Origin of the sequence: Microcoleus sp. ARI1-B5, assembly GCF_036705795.1 — a bacterium.
Lineage (GTDB): Bacteria > Cyanobacteriota > Cyanobacteriia > Cyanobacteriales > Microcoleaceae > Microcoleus.
Genome location: NZ_JAUBVK010000039.1, coordinates 21624 through 42435, shown reverse-complemented (window position 1 = coordinate 42435; position 20812 = coordinate 21624). Strand labels below are relative to the sequence as shown.

22 protein-coding genes are annotated in these 20812 nt (G+C 49.1%); 15 read left to right on the top strand and 7 right to left on the bottom strand.

Annotated elements, in window-relative coordinates:
• The first annotated feature begins 6 nt into the window (after nucleotides 1–6).
• Nucleotides 7–108, top strand: a complete 102-nt coding sequence (gene petL / locus QUB63_RS31480; protein WP_332949306.1) for a cytochrome b6-f complex subunit PetL — start codon at nucleotides 7–9, stop codon at nucleotides 106–108.
• Here petL and QUB63_RS31475 read toward each other — a convergent pair.
• On the bottom strand, nucleotides 95–274 hold the full coding sequence (locus QUB63_RS31475; RefSeq protein ID WP_332949305.1) for a hypothetical protein: 180 nt from the start codon (nucleotides 272–274) through the stop codon (nucleotides 95–97). The genes petL and QUB63_RS31475 overlap by 14 nt on opposite strands.
• Before the next feature lie 158 nt (nucleotides 275–432).
• On the opposite strand from QUB63_RS31475, the gene QUB63_RS31470 reads away from it, so the two are divergent.
• From QUB63_RS31470 to QUB63_RS31430, 9 genes are all read left to right on the top strand, one after another.
• Nucleotides 433–1023, top strand: coding sequence for a chromophore lyase CpcT/CpeT (locus QUB63_RS31470; protein ID WP_332949304.1), 591 nt, complete (start codon nucleotides 433–435; stop codon nucleotides 1021–1023).
• Between the two features lie 110 nt (nucleotides 1024–1133).
• Complete coding sequence (locus QUB63_RS31465) at nucleotides 1134–2282, top strand: NAD-dependent epimerase/dehydratase family protein (protein WP_332949303.1); 1149 nt, start codon at nucleotides 1134–1136, stop codon at nucleotides 2280–2282.
• A gap of 330 nt (nucleotides 2283–2612) precedes the next feature.
• A complete protein-coding gene (locus tag QUB63_RS31460; RefSeq protein ID WP_332949302.1) occupies nucleotides 2613–2768 on the top strand; it encodes a hypothetical protein in 156 nt (51 codons plus the stop codon).
• 65 nt (nucleotides 2769–2833) lie between these two features.
• Entirely contained in the window at nucleotides 2834–3475 is a 642-nt protein-coding gene (locus QUB63_RS31455; protein WP_332949301.1) for a DUF4291 domain-containing protein, read from the top strand.
• 10 nt (nucleotides 3476–3485) lie between these two features.
• Nucleotides 3486–4619 (top strand): glycosyltransferase, encoded by a 1134-nt coding sequence (locus QUB63_RS31450; protein ID WP_332949300.1) that lies wholly within the window; start codon nucleotides 3486–3488, stop codon nucleotides 4617–4619.
• Nucleotides 4620–4787: 168 nt separating this feature from the next.
• Nucleotides 4788–5078, top strand: coding sequence for a hypothetical protein (locus tag QUB63_RS31445; RefSeq protein ID WP_332949299.1), 291 nt, complete (start codon nucleotides 4788–4790; stop codon nucleotides 5076–5078).
• A 131-nt stretch (nucleotides 5079–5209) separates the two neighbouring features.
• Nucleotides 5210–7855: a GAF domain-containing protein gene (locus QUB63_RS31440; protein WP_332949298.1), complete on the top strand. Its 2646-nt coding sequence runs from the start codon at nucleotides 5210–5212 to the stop codon at nucleotides 7853–7855.
• A 150-nt stretch (nucleotides 7856–8005) separates the two neighbouring features.
• Entirely contained in the window at nucleotides 8006–9148 is a 1143-nt protein-coding gene (locus tag QUB63_RS31435) for a sensor histidine kinase (protein WP_332949297.1), read from the top strand.
• A gap of 31 nt (nucleotides 9149–9179) precedes the next feature.
• Complete coding sequence (locus tag QUB63_RS31430; RefSeq protein WP_332949296.1) at nucleotides 9180–9419, top strand: zinc ribbon domain-containing protein; 240 nt, start codon at nucleotides 9180–9182, stop codon at nucleotides 9417–9419.
• Between the two features lie 83 nt (nucleotides 9420–9502).
• Here QUB63_RS31430 and QUB63_RS31425 read toward each other — a convergent pair whose 3' ends face one another.
• The 6 genes from QUB63_RS31425 to QUB63_RS31400 form a co-directional block, all read right to left on the bottom strand.
• On the bottom strand, nucleotides 9503–10282 hold the full coding sequence (locus QUB63_RS31425; protein ID WP_332949295.1) for a DUF6816 family protein: 780 nt from the start codon (nucleotides 10280–10282) through the stop codon (nucleotides 9503–9505).
• 194 nt (nucleotides 10283–10476) lie between these two features.
• The gene (locus QUB63_RS31420) at nucleotides 10477–10881 is read right to left on the bottom strand and encodes a ChuX/HutX family heme-like substrate-binding protein (RefSeq protein ID WP_332949319.1); all 405 of its coding nucleotides are present in this window, start codon (nucleotides 10879–10881) and stop codon (nucleotides 10477–10479) included.
• A 154-nt stretch (nucleotides 10882–11035) separates the two neighbouring features.
• Complete coding sequence (locus QUB63_RS31415; RefSeq protein WP_332949294.1) at nucleotides 11036–11989, bottom strand: PhoH family protein; 954 nt, start codon at nucleotides 11987–11989, stop codon at nucleotides 11036–11038.
• Between the two features lie 365 nt (nucleotides 11990–12354).
• Nucleotides 12355–12852: a KH domain-containing protein gene (locus QUB63_RS31410; protein ID WP_332949293.1), complete on the bottom strand. Its 498-nt coding sequence runs from the start codon at nucleotides 12850–12852 to the stop codon at nucleotides 12355–12357.
• Nucleotides 12824–13108, bottom strand: a complete 285-nt coding sequence (gene rpsP / locus QUB63_RS31405) for a 30S ribosomal protein S16 (RefSeq protein WP_194063619.1) — start codon at nucleotides 13106–13108, stop codon at nucleotides 12824–12826. Before rpsP ends, QUB63_RS31410 begins: the two co-directional genes overlap by 29 nt.
• 81 nt (nucleotides 13109–13189) lie before the next feature.
• Nucleotides 13190–14524: a D-alanyl-D-alanine carboxypeptidase gene (locus QUB63_RS31400; protein WP_332949292.1), complete on the bottom strand. Its 1335-nt coding sequence runs from the start codon at nucleotides 14522–14524 to the stop codon at nucleotides 13190–13192.
• Nucleotides 14525–14866: 342 nt separating this feature from the next.
• Between QUB63_RS31400 and plsX the strand changes: the two genes are divergently transcribed.
• The 5 genes from plsX (at nucleotide 14867) to QUB63_RS31375 (ending at nucleotide 20697) form a co-directional block, all read left to right on the top strand.
• A complete protein-coding gene (plsX, locus tag QUB63_RS31395; RefSeq protein WP_332949291.1) occupies nucleotides 14867–15919 on the top strand; it encodes a phosphate acyltransferase PlsX in 1053 nt (350 codons plus the stop codon).
• A 356-nt stretch (nucleotides 15920–16275) separates the two neighbouring features.
• Nucleotides 16276–17277, top strand: a complete 1002-nt coding sequence (locus QUB63_RS31390) for a beta-ketoacyl-ACP synthase 3 (protein ID WP_332949289.1) — start codon at nucleotides 16276–16278, stop codon at nucleotides 17275–17277.
• 521 nt (nucleotides 17278–17798) lie between these two features.
• Nucleotides 17799–18680, top strand: coding sequence for an ACP S-malonyltransferase (gene fabD / locus QUB63_RS31385; protein ID WP_332949288.1), 882 nt, complete (start codon nucleotides 17799–17801; stop codon nucleotides 18678–18680).
• Between the two features lie 345 nt (nucleotides 18681–19025).
• Nucleotides 19026–19739 carry a PspA/IM30 family protein gene (locus tag QUB63_RS31380; RefSeq protein ID WP_332949287.1) on the top strand — a complete coding sequence of 238 codons (714 nt, stop codon included), beginning with the start codon at nucleotides 19026–19028 and terminating at the stop codon, nucleotides 19737–19739.
• A gap of 10 nt (nucleotides 19740–19749) precedes the next feature.
• A complete protein-coding gene (locus QUB63_RS31375; protein WP_332949286.1) occupies nucleotides 19750–20697 on the top strand; it encodes a phosphate ABC transporter substrate-binding protein in 948 nt (315 codons plus the stop codon).
• Nucleotides 20698–20812 lie beyond the last annotated feature (115 nt).

The following is a 20812-nucleotide window of genomic DNA, read 5'->3' as shown; positions in this document are numbered from 1 at the left end:
ATTGCAATGAGTCTTACCGGAGCAATAGCTTATTTGGGAATTTTCGGCGGCATGGTCGGCTTGGCGACAGTGCTGATGTTTGGTCTGCGGGCTGTCAAACTGATCTAGCGCGAGCAATTTGACGCGGTTCGTAAAGGATTAAACCTTGGGAAAAAGTACCGCTGCTGGCGATCGCATTTGTGCAAAAAATCTCAAAGTTTACCTGTAGATTTACGGCGAAAATGCGATCGACCATCATCAAAGAATCACAGCTCATCAATCTCGTACTCAGCATCCCCATTTCCCCTTGAAAAAATTGTACTTTAGCAAAATCGCCAATTCCAATTATTTAATTAAAAATCGCAGCTCCTGACTCGTGCGACAAAATCCCTCTTTCCCCTAAAATAATTTTTACTGCTCCCCCCAATCCAAAATCAAAAATCAAAAATCGAAATGACTCACTCCACCGATATTGTCACCCTCGCCCGCTGGATGGCGGCCGACTTCAGCAACCAAGCCCAAGCCTTTGAAAATCCGCCCTTCTTCGCCCACATCCGCGTCTGCATGAGACCTTTGCCCGTGGAACTCCTGGACGGGATCAGCTTGTATCTAGAACAAGCCTATGATATCGAACTGCACGTCCCGTACCGAGTTCGAGTTTTAAAATTAGTCCCGGCGGGCGATCGCATCGACATCGAAAATTATGCCATAGAAAACGAAGCGCAATTCTACGGCGCATCCCGCGACCCCCAACGGCTGCAAGAAATCAAAACAGAACAACTGACACTCCTCCCGGGATGCACCTTTTTTACGCACTGGACGGGTAACAGCTTCAAAGGGTCTGTCGAACCCGGAAAAGGCTGTGCCGTGGTCAGAAATGGCAAAAAAACCTATCTAGATAGCGAATTCGAGATTAATGGTGACAAATTTATCAGTCACGATCGCGGGCGCGACCCAGAAACCGACGCCCACGTTTGGGGAGCCCAGGCTGGGCCCTTTGAATTCACCCGCTGGGCCAGTTTCGCCGACGAAATTCCGGTTTGATGCCCAAAAACAGAGTCTCAACTTGGCGAACACCCTCGATCGAAGGTTCAGAATGCACCATTACCTGGTACATTAACCCAGTATTGGCAAGCAAGATTCACCGTTGATTTATGAAAGTCCTGGTTATTGGTGGCGATGGCTATTGCGGTTGGGCAACCGCGCTCTACCTTTCTAACAAAGGTCACGAAGTTGGCATCCTCGACAGCTTCGTGCGGCGGCACTGGGATCTGGAACTGTGCAGCGACACCCTCACTCCCATTGCACCGATTCAGCAACGACTCCAGCGATGGCAAGATTTAACGGGTAAGTCGATCGACTTGTTCGTCGGTGACATCACCAACTACGATTTTCTCAGCAAAAGCATGAGAAAATTTGCACCCCAAGCGATCGTCCATTTCGGCGAACAGCGTTCGGCCCCATTCTCAATGATCGATCGCGAACACGCAGTCCTCACCCAAGTCAATAACGTCGTCGGGACACTCAACCTGCTGTACGCCATCCGCGAAGACTTCCCCGAGTGTCACCTAGTCAAATTGGGGACAATGGGCGAATACGGCACCCCGAATATTGACATTGAAGAAGGCTATATCACGATCGAACACAACGGCCGGAAAGATACACTACCCTATCCCAAACAACCGGGCAGTTTCTACCACCTGTCAAAAGTCCACGACTCCCACAACATCCATTTTGCTTGCAAAATCTGGGGTTTGAGGGCCACCGACTTAAATCAGGGCGTAGTCTACGGCGTGCTCACAGAAGAAACCGGCATGGACGAACTGTTAATCAACCGTTTGGACTACGACGGAGTATTCGGTACGGCATTGAACAGATTTTGCATCCAAGCTGCGATCGGTCATCCCCTGACAGTTTACGGCACAGGCGGACAAACCCGCACCTTCTTAGACATTCGGGATACCGTGCGGTGCGTGGAATTAGCAATCGCCAACCCCGCCGCCACCGGAGAATTCCGAGTCTTCAACCAATTCACCGAACAATTCAGCGTCGGCGACTTAGCCTCATTGGTGCAAAAAGCAGGCACGGCAATGGGATTAAAAGTAGAAATCAACAACCTGGAAAATCCCCGAGTCGAGAAAGAAGAACATTATTTCAATGCCAAAAACACCAGTTTGCTAGAACTCGGCTTGCAGCCGCACTATCTCTCAGATTCCCTGCTCGATTCTTTGTTGAATTTTGCCACAAAATATCAGCACCGCGTCGATAAAAATCAGATTTTGCCGAAGGTTTCTTGGAAGTAAGTTCTTGCCTCTACCTGCGGGGAAAGAGATTTTTTAACGAACCGCGAAGGCGCGAAGGGCGCGAAGTAAGAGAAAAGAAGGGAAGAGAGGAGAAGGGTTCGCAAGTTCTGAAGGGAGTTTGCTATATATTAAGATGATCTATCTTTTTTATCTCTTGCTCTGTGTCCTCTGTGTCCTCTGCGGTTAATTAAAAAATTCCATAAGGAAGGTTTTTAATGCTGGCTTATTGGGAATAAATGCCGTAGAAATTCCCAGGATTATTCTGTTGCTTTTGGTTGTTGGGCCCGGATTTTGGAGCCATGCAGTTTGTGCTTATTATTTAAGATCGGAATGGGTGGCACTAACGGCGAGTTATCAAAATTACCGCGCCCGTTAGCGAAGCCCCATCTGCCTCTGGAACAGAAATATCAATTGCCAGAACAGCACAGGAAATTCACAGAATTAATTGCTTTGCCGAAGGTGTGGGATTGCTTTGAGGTGGGATAATTGTATCGATCGCAATTCACGGAGTTTGTATGTTGCCCCCAGAAACATCACGAGAGTAATTAGTTGTGGTGAAGCTGCTAACAGAACCCTACTTAAACCAGGCAAGTAAATGGCCGAAAACCGGTCGTCACATTCTGGCACAATTTGATGAACATACGGTCGTAGTGTACCAAGCATACCGTCCGGCGATCGGTCATTTTGCAGCGGAAAATGGTTATTTCGGCGGGGAATTCAGCCTGAATCGCATGAGTTGGATTAAGCCAAACTTTCTATGGATGATGTATCGCTCGGCATGGGGTACTTCATCGGGTCAAGAAGTAATTATTGCTATTTGGCTAAAGCGCTCGGCGTGGGACGAAATTTTAGCATCTGCTGTCCATTCTAATTTCGTTCCAGCAGTGTATGGAAGCGAAAAAGAATGGCAACAAGCTGTTAAAAATTCGGCGGTACGGCTGCAATGGGACCCGGATCATCACCCAAATGGATCGAAAATGGATCGGCGGGCAATTCAACTCGGTTTGCGTGGCAGTGTTTTAGCTAGTTACGCGCGAGAATGGATTGTTAAAATTGAGGATATTTCCCAATTCGTACAGCAACAGCGTCAATATAACGGAGGCGATAGCACGCAATTACTGACTCCTTGTGAGACAGTGTATCCTGTCATCGACCCCGACATTTTGCAGAGGCTAGGATTATCGGCTCCCTAAGTAACTTACTATGAAAATTGCTCTGTTCACTGAAACATTTTGGCCGAAAATAGACGGCATTGTTACCAGACTGATTCACACTGTAGATCACTTGCAGCGATCGGGCGAACAAGTTCTGATTTTTTCTCCAGATTACGGGATTAAAGAATACAAAGGTGCCAGAGTTTACGGCGTTGAGGGTTTGCCTTTGCCCATGTACCCGGAACTGAAAATGGCATTTCCTTCTCCGGCGATCGGTCAACAATTACAGCAGTTTAAACCGGATATTATTCATGTTGTCAATCCGGCAATTTTGGGATTGGGCGGCATATATTACGGCAAAAAGTTCAATATTCCGATTTTGGCTTCTTACCACACGCATTTGCCTAAATACTTGCACCATTACGGTTTTGGAATGCTCGAACCTTTGCTGTGGGAACTGCTCAAAGGCGCTCACAATCAAGCCCAATTGAATCTGTGCACTTCCACAGCAATGGTGGATGAGTTGAGAACTCACGGGATCGATCGGGTAGACTTGTGGCAGCGGGGCGTTGATACTGAAATGTTTGTCCCCCAATTGGCAAGTCGAGAAATGCGATCGCGCCTTTCTGAAAATAACCCAGACAGTCCCCTGCTGCTCTACGTCGGCCGCCTCGGTGCTGAAAAAGAAATCGAGTCGATCAAACCAGTCCTCGCCGCGATTCCCAACGCCCGCCTCGCCCTAGTCGGAGACGGCCCGCACCGGCAAAACCTCGAACAATATTTTGCCGGCACTCCCACCAATTTTGTCGGCTACCTGAAGGGGCAAGAATTGGCTTCTGCTTACGCATCTGCTGATGCCTTCATTTTTCCCTCCCGCACCGAAACCCTGGGCTTAGTGCTCCTAGAAGCAATGGCTGCGGGGACGCCTGTAGTGGCAGCGCGCAGCGGCGGTATCCCCGATATTGTCACCGACGGCGTTAACGGATATTTATTTGACCCCGCCGATGAAGCAGGAGCCCTCGCGGCTACCCAGCGTCTGTTTGCGAATCCCGAAGAACGGGAAACCCTGCGCCAAAACGCTCGCTCTGAAGCCGAACGCTGGGGTTGGGCCGCCGCTGCGGCACAACTGCGGCGTTACTATCAATCGGTGGTATTTGCTCAGTCCATGCCCTCTGCTGCTTAAATGCCTGGATATTCGGTCGCGCCAACAGCACTGACAGCTTAGCTTGTCTCGCGCAATACTTCGGTTGGTAGCGGGGACAAATGTCTTCAAAGACCGATCGAACTTTTTTGCGGCTTTGATTGCGGTAGCTATCCTGCTGTTGCGTTTACCATTAAACTATGAGTAGCTTTGGAATGCTTCGCGGGCGGCCGAAGTATTGCGCGATCGCACCCGACCGGATACGGTCGCCGAGTGCGCTACAACAGTCACACCGCGCAGCAGCCGAGCACAGAGCGTAAAATATACATCGCCCGCGATCGATCGAACAAAAGCCTAGGAGCTCATTTTCAGGCTGCCAGCGTTCCGAAGTCAAGTTCAGCTCATGTCTGGCGAACCCTCATCAGTATTGAGGTTGTAACAAAAAAAGATCGATCGAGTATATGTAAAAAGCAAACTGAAGTTGCGTGCGCCAAAGAATGAACTCACTATTCATGAAAGCGACAAGCGAGCACTGACTTTTCCAGCAAACAACTTAAACAGTTTGCACCGCCCCAGCATCTAGCGCCGATCGACCTGCCGGTCAATCTACCCCTCTGAGCAAGCAGTTAATCATGACATTCTCCAATGCTGGTAGCGTTCTGGCTACACTGACTCAAGTCAATTTTATGGGGGCATTGACAAACCGTGTTAAGAGCCTGCCAGTTCCTGAATTAGTGTGCCTGCTGGACTTTATCACGGCAGAATTTCAGCAATTTATCCGGGCGATGGACCTGATTAACAATGAAGCACTCGAAACTCTCTTAGAGCAACTGTTAGATGCCTTCACTGTCAAAATTGGTCAAATTCTGCAAGCAGACCGGACAACAATTTTTTTGGTTGACCCCAACAAAAATCAACTGTGGCACAAAACAGTCGATGCACTCACGGGCGAAGATGTAGAAGTTCGCTTGCCGATGGATGCAGGCATTTTAGGCTACGTAGCAACTACCGGAAAATCGATAAATGTCGCGGAGGCTCGATCGCACGAGTATTTTAATTCCGAAGTAGACGAACCGCCGGGCTACCAGATTGAGACCATCCTCTGTATGCCGATTTTTAGCAGCAAGAGCCAGCACGAACCCGTAGCGGTGGTCAGACTGTTAAATAAAGCTGGCAATGTCCCCTTTACCGAGGAAGACGAACAGCAGTTTCAGGCTTTTGCAGATTCGATCGGGATTATTCTCGAAAGCTGTCAGTCTTTCTACGTCGTGGCCCGCAACCAGCGAGGGGTTGCCGCACTCCTGAGAGCCACCACGACTTTGGGTCAAAGTCTTGACTTGGAAACAACTTTGCGCGCTGTCATGGATCAAGCTCGCGACTTGATGCAAGCCGATCGCAGCACGCTATTTTTGTTAAATCGGGAAGCCAACGAACTCTGGACAAAAGTTGCCAAGGCCGACGGCAAAACGATGGTAGACCTCCGCATTTCTGCTAATAAGGGAATTGCGGGCTACGTGGCTTCGACCGGTCAACCCCTAAACATTACAGATGCCTACGACGATCCCCGCTTCGATCCCTCAGCAGACCAGCAAACGGGATACCGCACTCGCACTGTCTTGTGCATGCCGGTGCACAACGCTAAAGGCGAGCTGATCGGGGTAACTCAGCTCATTAATAAGAACCAAGGCACTTTCACTGCTTCCGACGAAGAGTTTTTGCGAGCGTTTAATTCCCAAGCGGGAATGGCGCTGCAAAATTCTCAACTGTTTCAGAACGTGATGGTGGAAAAGCAGTATCAAAAAGATATGCTGCAAAGTCTTTCAGATGCAGTGATTTCCACGGATTTGCAGGGGCGGATTGTCACTATTAACGAAGCGGCGCTGGAATTGTTGGGCTGTCCGGTAAATCAAGATAAAAGCAAACAGAATCCCGAGATTTGGGAAGAAAAACTGATCGATCGCTATGTTTGGGAAGTTGTGCCGATCGATAATTTGCAATTTCGACTCGAAGACAGTCTCCAGAATGCTGCCAGACATTACGTTCCCGAACAAAGTTTGATTTTGGGACTGTTGGTAGAAAAAGCCGGAAATTCCGAAGAGGAAGAAGAAAATTATATTTTGGCAGTTCCCGATCCGACTGACCCAAATTTATATTACGCTTGGGGCGAAAACAGCGCGTGGACTGAAGAAGTAGCGCTGGCAGAATTAGCTAATTCCCAATCTCTATTTTCGCTGAGAAATTCTGCCCTGTATCACCCTTATTGTCCCCTCCCGATCGAGAGCTCTCAAATTAAAGTAATTGAACGCAGTTTGAATTTGACTGTCAACCCGCTGATCAATCCAGAAGGAGGCGTGCGCGGCGGTTTAGTGGTGCTCGAAGACATCAGCCGCGAAAAGCGGATGAAAAATACAATGTACCGCTACTTGACTCCCGGAGTCGTAGATAAAGTGATGGCCTTGGGCGAAGGCGCCCTGATGGTGGGCGAACGCAAAGAAGTTACTATTTTATTTTCCGACATTCGCGGCTACACCACGCTGACCGAAAATTTGGGAGCGTCCGATGTGGTATCCCTGCTGAACGAGTATTTCGAGACGATGGTGGAGGCCGTTTTCCACCACGAAGGTACTTTAGACAAGTTTATCGGCGATGCTTTAATGGCCGTGTTCGGCGCCCCCCTGCCGCTGAATCCCCCGGAAAGTCACGGTTGGATGGCGGTTCAGTCGGCTTTAGATATGCGCCGGCGTTTGAAAGAGTTTAATGATTCTCGCCCCGGCTCCGATCCGTTTCGCTTCGGAATTGGGATTAGTTCCGGAGAGGTGGTTTCGGGAAATATTGGTTCCCAAAAGCGGATGGATTACACCGTAATCGGGGATGCGGTGAATTTGAGCTCCCGCTTGGAACAGCTTACAAAAGAGTACGGCTGCGATATAATTTTGAGCGAATTTACCTACAGTTTGTGCCGCGAAGGGATTTTGGTGCGAGAGTTGGACAAGGTGCGGGTTAAGGGCAAAAATCAGCCTGTCGGTATTTACGAGTTGCTGCAAAATAGTGCTGACCCCATCGACGGGGAAACCGTTCGGTTTTTGGAACTTTACACCAACGGTCGGGATGCTTATATTGCAAGAAATTTTCAGAAAGCTATTAGTTGGTTTGAAGCGGCTTTAGCGATGCGACCGAGCGATCGACCTGTGGAAGTTCACCTACAGCGCTCCCTCAGCTATTTGGAAGTGCCCCCGCCCGACGATTGGGACGGCGTGCATACAATGACAACAAAGTAGTAGATTGTATCACATCCGAGTGCCAAAATGTAAAAAGATTGGATAAAATATTGATATCTTCCTTATGACAGAGTTAACAAGTGGAAAAATGTGAAAACATAAATCGGATGCCAGATTAAAGTTAGTATTAATTTCCAGGCCAACAATAAAATGAATTATTTATCTGTTCCGAATGCCACAAAAGCCGATCGTATTCTGGTGGTAGATGACGCACCAGATAATGTTTTGTTGGTGCAGACAATTCTGGAAGAAGAAGGTTACGAAATTAGCACGGCCGATAACGGCTTTTCGGCTTTGAGCCAAATTGACAAGTCAGCCCCGGATTTGGTACTGCTAGACGTAATGATGCCGGGAATGGACGGTTACGAAGTCACCCAGCGAATGCGACAAAATAAGGAATTGCCCTTTATCCCGATTTTGCTGATCACAGCTCACGACAGTGCTAGCGTAGTCCAGGGACTGGATATGGGAGCAGACGATTTCATCCGCAAACCGGTGGAAATGGACGAACTGCTGGCGAGGGTGCGATCGCTCCTGCGGCTGAAACACAGCGTAGACGAGCGCAATTCGATCGCCCTCCAGCGCGAAGATTTTGTCTCCCGACTCGCTCACGACTTGCGGACGCCCCTGGTAGCAGCCGATCGAATGCTAACTTTAATGCAGCAGGGAGCTTTGGGAGAAATCTCGCTCCCCATGCGCGACGCTTTCGGGACGATGGTTCGCAGCAACAAAAACCTGATCGCGATGGTAAATATGCTGCTGGAAGTCTACCGCTACGAAGCAGGCCGCAAATCCCTCAGTTTCGCTCCCGTGGACTTGCGCCAGCTTATTAATGAGGTAGCCGAAGAACTCGCTCCTCTAGCCGATGCTAAAAATTTGTCGCTAAATTTAGACTTGAGTGAAAGTGCAGAAAGTGCTCCGATTGCGAAGTATCCGGGCGATCGTCTGGAGCTGCACCGCTTGCTGACTAATTTAATCGGAAATGCAATAAAATTCACCGACAGCGGCTCAATAGATGTCCGCTTAAAAGCTGCCAATTCACCTGCTTATACGAGCTTCAAAAACCAACCGCTGGCATGGGTAATCATTGAGCTCCAAGACACCGGCGCCGGCATTTCTCCCGCCGAACAAGCAAAGTTATTTGAAAGGTTTGGCTCGGGAACTCACAAGAAATCCAGCACAGGTTTGGGACTGCACCTCTGCCGCCAAATAGTGGAAGCTCACCGCGGCACGATCGAGGCCAAATCCGAGTTGGGTAAGGGCAGTTTGTTTACTATTCGCTTGCCTTGTTAGAGCGATACAATTAACTCGCGTCTTTCGGGCAGTGCGCACCTTACTCTTTGTATCTGTTTTATTATCGCATCTGTGTTCTGATACATTACTGTCGTTGCCAAAAAGGGATCTGTCTGTCCTTGAATTTAATTGTCCCCATTGTCGGAAGCGGCACGACCGAGATATTAATGCGACAATCAACATCATCCATGAAGGCTTACGGATATTGGCGTTGGGAACCAGCGTTACTGCCCGGGCGAGGCAATGTAAGACCAAAACACTATGGGCGTAAGTCTACTACTGTCTTTGGCGGTTGCCCAAGAAGAGGGAAGCCTCGCGCGATATTGCGTAGCGATTGGTGTGTGGTAGTTCACCTTATTCTCCCGGCAATAACTCCAACCGATATCGGTACAAAGCCACAGGATGCCCCCCAGCAGCAAAATAATCCGGGTCTTGCGGTGACAAATAAATCGCTGTCACCTGATCGGCTTCAATTTTTTTACTCGCAGAACCGCCATTTTTCCCGTTTCCAAACACTCGATAAGCCGTGGTTGTTTCCACTTCGTTTAAATAAATATCAGTCTCTCCCCGAAACACCTGCTGAGAAATCTCTGCAGACACAAACTCCAGAGGATTCGGCGTTTCAGTGCCGCGACTGGTAACAATCGAAATTAGTTGGCGAGATCCTTTGAGAATGGTAATCTGGCGGTTGGGATTGTTCGGATCGACTTTCACCGACAGTACGCCACCCTCGCCCAAATAAGCTTTGGCAATGTTCAAACCGTTAAAAGTGCGATCGGCTACAATCTTTTTAGGCATTTTAGATGTATAATTAGAAATTAAGCCAATATTTTTTTCCGGTTGAAATCGCACTTTAAACAATACCGGCTGCTGCAAATACTGGCGGTTGCTTTCAAACCCGGGCGTGACAATATTTGGGGCTAAAGGAGCGGCTAAATCCACCAAAGTGCTCGCAACATTCCAATTGCCGACCATCCAGTCTGGATACACCAAATCTCCCTTAGCTACAGCGATAGGAGGCTTGCTGTTCCAATCGGGAAAACTGGAAATGCGATCTCCCAAAACTCCCGCCCTCGCACCGCCACCCCACAGCAACACCGCCAAAACCAGACAAAAACCCCAAATTACATTCATAACAAATTACATTCAAACACCTAACTTTCTCTTTCTCTCAACAAGGTTCGATCCTTCGGACTTCAGTCCTTCATGAATGCGGACTCAAGTCCTCACTACAAACCTTTTTTATTGTTCGATCCTTCGGACTTCAGTCCTTCATGAATGCGGACTTGCATTCCGAACGATCGAACCTTTTTTATTGTTTGTTAGCTTTAAATCTCCTCAACAGGTACAGGTTCCCAAACCTCCCCGTATTTTTCCTTTAATTCGTGCCAATTTTCCACCTGTCCCGGTTCGTATTCCCCCGGTTTTCCCCACTGCAAAAACGCGCTCAAAGCAGCCTCATTTTGCTCGTCGAGGAAACGAATTGCATAAGTTGTAAAATTGCCTCTTTTCGCCTCGCCCGTCTCGAATTTCACCTGTTTGATTTTGTCCATATTCAGGTGAAACTCAAATATTTCGGCGTGCATATTTGCATATTTCCCTTTCGGCAACTCCGCATAAAACAGCTTGTGAATTGAACCGCGCACTTCCAGCACAGCGGCGCTGCTAGTCACGATTAAACGCAGCGTTCCCAATTTTTCGCAAGCTTCTAAGAATTCTTTCAGGTTAGGCATAATTTGGGAATTGGGAATTGGTAATTGGGAATTGGTAATTGGGAATTGGTAATTGGTAATTGCTTCCAATGACAACTGTCAACCCTTCGACTTCGCTCGGGGGGCAAGCTGTCAACTGTCAACTGTCCCAGGTCAACTGTCAACTGACTAATGACTATTTTTCGTGCAGTTCGTAAGCAGCGACAATCCGCTGCACTAACGGGTGTCTCACCACATCCGACTGATTGAATTCGCAGAAGGCAATACCCTCAACGTTGCCGAGAATGTTTTGGGCAACTGACAATCCCGACTGTTGGTTTGGTGGCAAATCTGTTTGAGTGATATCGCCCGTCACTACCATTTTCGATCGAAAGCCCAGACGAGTCAACACCATTTTCATCTGAGCAGGAGTTGTATTTTGAGCTTCGTCCAAAATTACGAAAGCATTGCTGAGAGTGCGCCCCCGCATATAAGCTAAAGGAGCTACTTCGATCAAGCCTCTTTCCATTAAATCGGCCATTTTTTCGGGGTCGATTATTTCTTGGAGGGCGTCGTAAAGCGGGCGCAAATAGGGATCGACTTTTTGCTGCAAATCTCCCGGCAAAAATCCTAATTTTTCCCCAGCTTCTACGGCTGGCCTGGTTAAAATCAGCCGTTCGTACTGTTTGCTTAACAGCGCTTGCACGGCGAAAATAGCTGCTAGAAATGTTTTGCCTGTACCGGCGGGGCCGATGCAAAATGTCAAGTCGTGGGTGCGTACTGCTTGGACGTACTGTCGCTGCTTGAAGGTTTTGGCTCTAATTTCTTCGCCGCGGCGCGTTTTGGCGAGTACGTCTCGCTGCAAGTCTTGCAAATCTTCTTGGCGGTTGGTATCCAATGCGTAGCGCGCCGTCTGGATTTCAACTGCGGTGATGGTTTTGCCGGATTTCCAATAGTCGGAGAGCGATCGCACTAATTTATGACACAATTCTACTTGAGTTTTTGTGCCGGAAATCAGCAGCTCTTGACCTCGCATCACCAAGTTAGCGCCGGTTTGCTTAGAGATCGTTTTCAGGTTTTGTTCGTGATTGCCTGCCAGCGACATGGCGCTTTCAGTGCTCGGTAACTCTATTGTTAGTTTTTCAGTCATGCCAGCATGAGCTCCTCCAAATCAGCAATTAAAAGTTAACAATTAACCGTTAAATCAGCTCTGTTTTGCGAACAAAAAAACGCCCGGTACTAGCTTTTTACCTAGTATCTAAGGCGTCTTTTATGTTTAACTAGCAAATGAGTTTGGTGCTTGAGGCACAAATCAAATCTCCCTTCTATGAAGTCAGGCCACTTTAGATTTTAGATTTTAGATTTTAGATTTTAGATTTACCTCATCCCACTGAGATTTGAGATAGAAAATTTTTGTCCGATCGCAAAACCGGCCTTTCTCAAATCAAACTGGGCTTGTAATACAAAGTCTACAACAGGCAATCTAAAATCTAAAATTGTTAGTCAGCAGAGCATTTAATAACCGGGAGTATTTCGGCTCGTTCTAAACGTAGGTGTGTTAGTACGGCGAGGTTGTTCTCTCGGAGTTCTGCTAGCTAAGGGACTCGGCGACGGAGGCCCAGTCCGGGGTCGGAAGTCGCCTCGCGGCTCGCGCGACCCGCGATCTGGGCGGTCTCGATCCGGGCGATCCCGATCGGGGCGATCGCCCCTAGGCGGCCCGCCGCCGCGATCGCCCGCTTCGCCATCGTATATATCTAAGTAGAGCGACTGACCCGCCGTTTGCGCCACCGCTTCCAGGGTAGTTCTAATTGCCTGAATATTGCGTCCGCCCCTACCGTAAACCCGCCCTTTATCGGGATCTTCAAAAGCTAGCCGAACCCAGACCCGCGATTGGCGCGGGTGCAGTTCGCAATCAACCCGCAAAGACCCGGGCGACTCTAAAAAAGGCCCAATTAAAAACTTAACCAGTCCAGAATAGTTGGGACTAGCTGACTGCTGTTGTGCTGGATTCAACGTTAGCTCCGGCTCCGACTTGTTCAAATACATTGGCTTTTCTCAGGATGTCACGCACGGTGTCAGTTGGCTGAGCGCCTTGTTGCAGGCGCTTGACAATCGCTGGAACATCCAGCCTGGTTTCGTTATTTCTGGGGTTGTAAAAGCCGAGCTCTTCTAGGGGACGGCCGTCGCGGCGGGTAGAGCTGTTCATCGCTACAATCCGGTAGCTGGTCTCGCGTTTTTTCCCGTATCTCTTCAATCGCAGTTTGATCATCTTCTTGCAGAATAGTCTTGTTCCAATTCTAAGCTATTATGTCAGTCGTCTTTCGGCGAACCTCAACTGAACCCTTATTTCTTAACCTCCCAGCAAAATATCGCTGCGATTTGCTGCCCCCAAGGCCGGTCTAGCGCCGTCAATGTGCGGTGTAATTGCTAGGGGTAAGGCCGGTGCAGTTCCCCACTGCTGCACCAATTTTTGCAAAAATATATCTTGCTGCGCTCTCAAAGAGTCCCAATCGGTGCCGCGATTGATAATTGCAAACCAAACTAAACCCCGATCGCGCGTGGGTATCGCTCCAGCCAAAGCAATCACCGTGTCCAAAGTACCGGTTTTCACCACAGCCGACGGCGGAATGTGCCGGTGTTCCACAGTTCCTTTATCGCGCCCGGACACCGGAAACAAGTCAGCAACCGTCAGCCCAGTAGTCTGAAGGTTGCGCGCGATCGCCTGCATCATCCCGCAAGCCGCCCTCGGAGACATCCTATTTTCGACTCCCAATCCCGAACCGTTAATTAATTGAAGTTCCGCCGCCGGCACCCCCGCCGCCCAAGTCGCTTGCTGCTGAACAATTTGGGCCCCGCCCAAATTGTCGGCCAGCATCTGAGCGATTTCATTATCGCTGTGGACGTTCATCTGCTTGAGAATTTCTGCTAAAGGCAGCGATCGGCGCTTCAACAGCAAATGCCCCGAACTCACAAATTTTTCAGCAATCACGCTGCCGGCGATCGTTACTTGCGGCTTTCTGGTTCCCGGAGCCATCTTAGAATACATTGCCAGCACGTCAGATGGCCAACTGCGCCCATCGAGAGCCTGCCGCAGACCCTCCCCCGCAGCCAAAGGATCGGACTGGTAATTCATGCGGAAATTGCCAGTTACGACCAAATTGCCGGCCACGCGATCGATACCCATTTGATTGAGAGCATTGCCCACGGCGATCGCCTCCTCCCACACAAACAGCGGATCGCCCCCGCCGCTGACCACCAAATCCCCCTGCAACACCCCATTCCTAATCGGCCCCGTTCCCCTCAAGCGCGTTTCAAACTGATAAGTAGCGCCCCAAGTCTCCAGCGAGGCCAGAGAAGTCGCAATTTTAGTCAGCGAAGCCCCAGGCATCAGCACCGTTCCCTGCTGACTTACCAGGGGCACCATTCCCGCTTGCACCCAAACTCCCTGATTTCCCTCAATCAGATGCTTCTCCTTCAAATCTTTTAAATATTCCTCCACGGCCGCAGCAGCGGGCAAGTCTGGATTTGCCGCATTTATTCCCCCAAAAGCCAAATCTTCGGCCACCACTAACCCGGGTATCCCTCCCCGCCAAGCCAGCACTGACGCAGCATTAGGCGCGACAGTGCCTACCCCAGCCATGTCCAGCCACAGAGACACGAGTCCCGAGCTAAATAAATCCAGCATTTTTACTCCTAAAGTCAGTCGATTTTAGATTTTCGATTTTAGATTTTCGATTTAGTCCACAGATGAATCTGGGAGATTGAACAAAAGTCTAAAATTTAGGGCTCTCCACCACTTAAGTCCAGGGCTTGTCTCCGTTTTTGGGCCCAGTCATGTAAACTATTCCATTGAGTTTTTCAATTTGCCGTCAAAAATAGTAAAGTAGGACAAACTCTATCAGAGTAGTCAGTCGTCCATGACAATTGTCCGATCGGGCGCGAGCAGATTTCAGTTATTTATTCAGACGAATGGATTCAGGCTCCTGACTTCCTGGTAGAATTTTTAGTGTTTCTCAAACATTGGTCAATGGGATCGACACGCGCAAGAATTGCAATAGACGCTATGGGTGGGGATCACGCCCCCGCCGAAGTTGTAGCTGGAGCGCTTAAGGCACAAGAAGAATTAGGCGTAGAGATTTTGCTGGTGGGCGACCCGCAGCAAATAGAAGACTCGCTACGTCTTCAAGACGCGATCGGCCGCGTCTCTACAGGTCAGCTAGAAATCGTTCCTTCAGAAGGAACGGTGGAAATGCACGAAGAACCTTTAAGTGCCCTCAAACGCAAGCCCAAGGCTTCGATTAACGTAGCGATGAACTTGGTGAAGCAGCAGCAAGCTGATGCCGTGGTGTCCGCCGGTCACTCCGGCGCGGCAATGGCTGCGGCTCTGCTGAGGTTGGGGCGCCTCCCTGGAATCGATCGCCCCGCGATCGGTGCAGTTTTGCCGACAATGGTACCGGGCACCTCTGTACTCATACTCGATGTCGGCGCTAATGTGGACTGCCGCCCCAAATTTTTGGAGCAGTTCGCTCTTATGGGAACTATTTACAGCCAGTGCGTGCTGGGCGTCGCCGAACCAAAAATCGGCCTGCTCAACATTGGCGAAGAACCTTCTAAAGGCAACGACGCGGCGGTGCGCACCCACCAGTTACTGGTGGACAACCCGAACATTCCTTTTGTCGGCAATGCCGAAGGCCGCGACGTGCTGTCGGGGAACTTCGACGTGATTGTCTGCGACGGGTTTGTCGGCAACGTGTTGTTGAAGTTTGCCGAAGCCGTGGGCGAAGTCGTGGTGCAAGTGCTTAAGGAAGAATTGGCGGCCGGACTCAAAAATCAAATTAGCGCTCCCCTCCTGCAAGAAAGCCTCAAAGGGTTCAAGCAGCGGGTAGACCACGTTGAACACGGCGGCGGTTTGCTGTTGGGGGTTGCTGGAGTTTGCATTATCAGCCACGGTTCGTCTCAAGCTGCCTCGATTTTTAATGCCATTCGTTTGGCCAAAGAGGCTATTGACAACCAAGTGCTCGATCGAATTCGATCGTCCAATCGCGAAAGCGCTCTGGAACAAGAAGCTTTCAACAGTTGACCTGTGACCTGTGACAGTTGACCTGTGACAGCAAACAGTTGACCTGTGACCTGTGACAGTTGACAGCATACAGGTTGACAGTTGATAGTTGACTGCTTGAGGGCGACCTCTACCTGGAAGTCCGAGGATTGGAGTAATAAATAGTCTTCTTTTAATTTCTCCCGCTAGGGGCTGGGGCTTTAAACCAATTCTTTCTAGTAAGCAGGAATTAAAAATTAAGAATGTCAAATTAAAAATGTCAGTTTAAACCAACTGTTTTGCTTGAGAAAAAAGTAAGGTCAGCAGTTTAAAAAAGAATTTGAATTTGAAGTTTTTAATTTTTAATTTCTCGACCGATCGCTCACAAATGGAGAGGAATGTTGCAGCAATCAGGGTTCGGCATTGCCGTCACGGGTAGCGGTTCTTGTACACCGCAGGTTTCGCTAGATAATAACGGTTTGAGTCAGATAGTAGAAACGAATGACGAGTGGATTGGGGCGCGGACGGGCATTCGATCGCGCAGGCTGGCGGACGATCGCACTTCTTTGTGCGATTTGGCATCCGAAGCATCCCGAAAGGCGATGGAAATGGCAGAAATTTCGCCGACAGATATCGATTTGATTATTTTGGCCACATCCAGCCCTGACGATTTGTTTGGCAGTGCCAGTAAAATTCAATATCAGTTAGGCGCGACAAAAGCTGTGGCTTTCGATCTGACAGCAGCTTGTTCGGGCTTTGTTTTTGGTTTAGTTACAGCCTCGCAGTTTATTCGGACAGGCGTTTATCACAATGTTTTGCTGATCGGAGCAGATATTTTATCTCGCTGGGTGAATTGGTCGGATCGCGGTACTTGCATTCTATTTGGAGACGGTGCAGGTGCGGTGGTATTGCAGGCCTCAGAAGTCGATCGCTTTTTGGGATTTGAAATTCGCAGCGACGGCACGCAAAATTCGTCTCTCAATTTGGCTTACAAAGCCGAGTCAAAAGAATTAATTGAGGGCGTGAATATCGCACAAGGTGGATTTCATCCCATCACCATGAACGGTCAAGAAATCTATCGTTTTGCCGTGAAAAAAGTGCCCGAAGTCATAGAAAAAGCTATGTTTCGGGCAAATATCAGCGCCGCAGAAATTGACTGGCTGCTGTTGCACCAAGCCAATCAGCGGATTCTCGATGCAGTTGCCCAAAGGCTCAAGATTCCCCCGGAAAAAGTAATCAGCAATTTGGCAAATTACGGCAATACCTCAGCGGCTTCAATTCCCCTTGCCTTAGACGAAGCCGTGCGTATGGGTAAAGTTAAAGCGGGCGATACTATTGCTGCCGCAGGTTTTGGTGCTGGTTTGACTTGGGGGGCGGCGATTTTTCAATGGGGAAGATAATGCGATTTTAGATTTTAGATTTTAGATTTTAGATTGGGGAATCACTGATGAACTATGGGTTGGAAGCGCAGGCTAGCAGTTTCATGATTTTAGGGAACTGGTACAATATTTGGCTATAAACTTGCCCTGCTGACATCGGGCGTGCGACCATTAAAAAACAAAAATCTTTTAACACGCCATACACAGGTCATAGCATAGGGTAAAGCCTGCACCAAGCCGTGCATCCTTCGACAGGAATTCTGGACAAGAGTGTGCTGCAATTGAAAATCCTCTATTTTTCGATCGACTTTCCCCGGCTAGAAGGTTGAAAATTGTGCTACGGCGATCGATCTGAATTAAAGTAGCAAAAAAAAATATAAACCTCGTAAAAAGCGCAGTTATATGTTATAATTGTGAGTCGCGAGTAGATAGTTCGTGAACCGAAAGATAGCGGATACCAGCCAGCGAACAAAGATAGCGGGAAACAAAGAATTTTTGCAATCACTTTCTTAGCAACCACCAATTAGCAGATTACCGGAAAAATGACTAAAACAGCATGGGTATTTCCCGGACAAGGTTCCCAGGCGATCGGGATGGGTGCAGACTTATTAAACTTGCCAACAGCCAAAGCCAAATTTGAGCTGGCCAAAGAAATTTTAGGCTGGTCTGTCCCGGAAGTTTGCCAAAAAGAAGAAGCAAAACTATCTCGGACTCTCTACACTCAGCCTTGCTTGTTCGTAATAGAAAGCATTTTGGCAGACTTAGTGCGAGAAAAGAGCGATCGGCCAGCAGTAGTTGCAGGTCACAGTTTAGGAGAATACGTTGCCCTGTACGCAGCAGGCGTCTTTGACTTTGAAACGGGATTGCGCTTAGTCAAACGCCGCGCCGAACTCATGGACACCGCATCCGGCGGGCAAATGGTGGCTTTGATCGGGTTCGACAGGCAGGAACTAGAACTGCAAATTCAATACAGCCGAGACGTGGTGCTGGCCAACGACAACAGCGAAGCACAAGTCGTGATTTCTGGAACGCCTGCTGCTGTAGAAGATTTGCTGGCAAAAATTAAAGTCAAACGCGCCGTTAAATTGAATGTTTCCGGCGCATTTCACTCTCCCCTGATGGCATCAGTGGCGGCAGAGTTTCAACTAGCCCTAAAGTCTGCAAGGTTTTCCGATGCTAAAATGCTGGTGCTCTCGAACGCAGAACCGACAGCGACTACTAGCGCAGCTACTTTAAAGCAGCGCTTGACTCAGCAAATGACTAAAGGCGTGCGCTGGCGAGAAATCTCCCTGCAACTGCCGCAACAAGGAATCGATCGCGTAGTGGAAATTGGCCCCGGCAAAGTTCTCACAGGTTTGATCAAACGGACTTGTCCGGATTTAGCGCTGGTAAATGTTAGCAGTTTTGCAGATTTGCCGGCTTAATCTATTGTTAACCTGCTATTCAATGGCAGGCTGGAAGATTGCCCAAAAATGCGCACAACAGGCAATTCCAAATATTGCCTGTTGTGCAAATTGCCAGAGACGATCCAGACGGCTCGAAAATGTCGATCGAAAATGTAGAGGACTTACTCATCAAGACTCCTCGAAACCGGGTTTTTTACCCTTATTAAAGGTTTAGATGCAGTATTTTTGTAAAAAAACCCGGTTTCTAGGCACTCGTGCGTCCAAGACCAATCAGGACTAGCGCAGATATCGATCGCCCCTGAGGGCGATCGGCAAATACTGGTTTAGACTAAGAATAAAAATCAAGCTAATCCGGTACTTAATATGAAAAAAGCTATTTACTGGCTGATGGGCGAAAAAGCTGGCAGAACCATCGTAGGCGCGTGGAACTGGATGTGGGGACTGCCTGTAGAATCGGGCGGTCAAGTGTCAGTCGCTGTCGCGGAAGAGTCGCTGCGATCGATGCAAGAATCCGTGCAAAAGCTAGCAGCAGCAGTCTCCACCCAAGTTGCAGCCTACCAGCGCGCCAAAACCAAATATGAAGAAAAAGTTAGGGAAATGCAAACCGTAGAGCGCCAAGCCATCGCAGCCCAGCGCAACGGCAACGAAGAAGCAGCCCGCTTGGCAATGTCGAAAGTAATTCAGACAGAACAAATTCTGCCGCAGTTAGAAGCGCAAGTCAAACAAGCCGAACTCTACGTCAACGCTTCCAAAGACAAGCTAAATCGAGAGCGCACGAAGCTGGAAGCCTACAAAACGGATATGCAAAATATGAAAGACATGGCAGAAATTAACGAAGCCCTCGGAGCCATATCCAAAGTCAACAACGACCTTAGCATCGATTCAGCCCGATCGCAATTCGAGCAAGCCAAAAACGCCGTCGGGCGCCGCAACATCGAGCAGCAAGCCTTAGCAGAACTATCAGAAAACCCGCAAGAAAGACTTCAAGCCGAGTTAGAAAACATGACCCTAGACGATGAAGTTAATCGCAGGCTGCAAATGTTAGACGGCTCCAACAACAAAGAACTTCCTAACTAAGGAGAATTTTATGGCTAAGAGCGGGCCTCCCCCCATAGTTTTTATCTTGTTATTTCTCTTGCTCGCCGGCGGCGGCTGGTTTTTTCTAAATAAACCAGCGGCACAGGATGCTAACAATTCCCCCACTCCCCCAACACCCGCAGGCGGTGGCAGTTCCAACCCGCTTCCAGTCGCGCCCGCCGCAGGTGGCTCAGCGTCGCCTGTTGCGCCTAGTTCCTTTGCGCTGCCGACTTCCGTACCTGCGGGCACGGCGGTGAGAATTGACGGTTCTACCAGCATGGTGACAATCAATCTCAACCTCAAGAACGGCTTTCAAGCCAAGTTTCCCGGCACTACAGTCGATGCCAAAGCAAATGGTTCTGCAAAGGGAATTCAGGATTTGGTGGCGGGAACAGCCGATATTGCTGCGGTATCGACCGCTTTGAAGCCTGAAGAGCAAGCTAAGGGTTTGGCAGCAGTGGCCGTTGCTTTAGATAGAGTTGCCCTCGTAGTCGGCACTAACAACCCGTTTCAGGGAGGTTTAACTTCGGCTCAAGTTCAAGATATCTTCAAGGGAACTGCTCAAGACTGGTCAAAAGTCGGCGGCCCGGCAGGCCCGATTAAGGTCATTAACAGACCCGCAGTTAGCGGTACTCACCAAACTTTTAAAGAACAAGTTCTCGGAGGTGGTAGTTTTGGTACGGGGCCGAATTTTACTACGCTCGATCGAGATGCGACAACTCCCTTGCTACAAGCTTTAGGCAACAACGGCATCGGCTATGCTACTTTTGCTCAAGTAGTAAATCAGACAACTGTGCGGGTTGTACCCGTAGACGGCGCGATGCCGGAAGCCCCCAACTATCCCTACCAGCGGCAGTTGTACTACGCTTACAAAAATCCCCCCACCCAAGCGGTTAAGGATTTCTTGGGCTACGCGACTTCCGATGAAGGAAAAAAAGCGATGCTGGCCGGAAATTAACTTGACTTAGTTAGCCCTAAACTCGCGCGGGTGTGTGGGTGCGGGAATTTTCGCCTCTATTTGAACAGTCCTCAAGGCAGAAACCGGGTTGATGGACGAAAATAGTGGTTTATAG